We start from the raw sequence: 676 nt of genomic DNA on the forward strand, positions 1-676 counted from the left end.
CACCTTGTTGTGAAAGTAAATAAGCAAACTGCGCTCGATTGGTCAGATGATGACGTTATTAAGCGTTGGTATCAACTTTACAATGGTGATTCATTGGTAGACAGATATATCAGTGGAGAAGTACTCGATGATGCAGCGATGACTTTCTTCAATGAAATAGTGTCAAAATGGCGTTTGAGGTTGTATGACATTAGCTGGTATATGAAGAATTTGAACGAATTCATAGCCAAAGAAGCGAATAAAGAAGATAACTGTACGGGTAAATATTGGGAGGGCCGCTATAAGTCCCAAGCTCTGTTAGATGAAAGAGCACTATTGAGCTGCATGGCGTATGTAGATTTAAATCCAATCAGAGCGAATATGGCAAATACGCTTGAAGAGAGCGATTTTACGTCAATTCAAGAACGGTTACTACACTTTAAAGCTCAAATAAAAGACAATAAGAAAGCACAATTAAATCCTTCTCAAAACATCCCTCAAAAAGATGACCCAGCCCATATAAGTCAACCTGCGGAATTAAAACCATTTGGTGGAGAGCACATAGCAGGGAGCATCCCATTTAGCCTACTAGATTATTTTGAATTGGTAGATTGGAGTGGTCGCCATGTACACCCAAAAAAGACAGGCTATATAAGCCGCTCGATACCAAGAGTATTAGTGACTCTCAATATAGAAA

Annotated in this window: 1 protein-coding gene; it reads left to right on the forward strand. The window is 39.1% G+C overall.

All coding sequences use genetic code 11. The annotated features are described in order from the left end of the window. On the forward strand, positions 1 to 676 hold a 676-nt coding region (locus J8M01_RS23750; RefSeq protein ID WP_211059599.1), incomplete at both ends, for a transposase.

The sequence above is a fragment of the Pseudoalteromonas sp. MMG005 genome (assembly GCF_018101015.1).
GTDB classification, from domain to species: domain Bacteria; phylum Pseudomonadota; class Gammaproteobacteria; order Enterobacterales; family Alteromonadaceae; genus Pseudoalteromonas; species Pseudoalteromonas aurantia.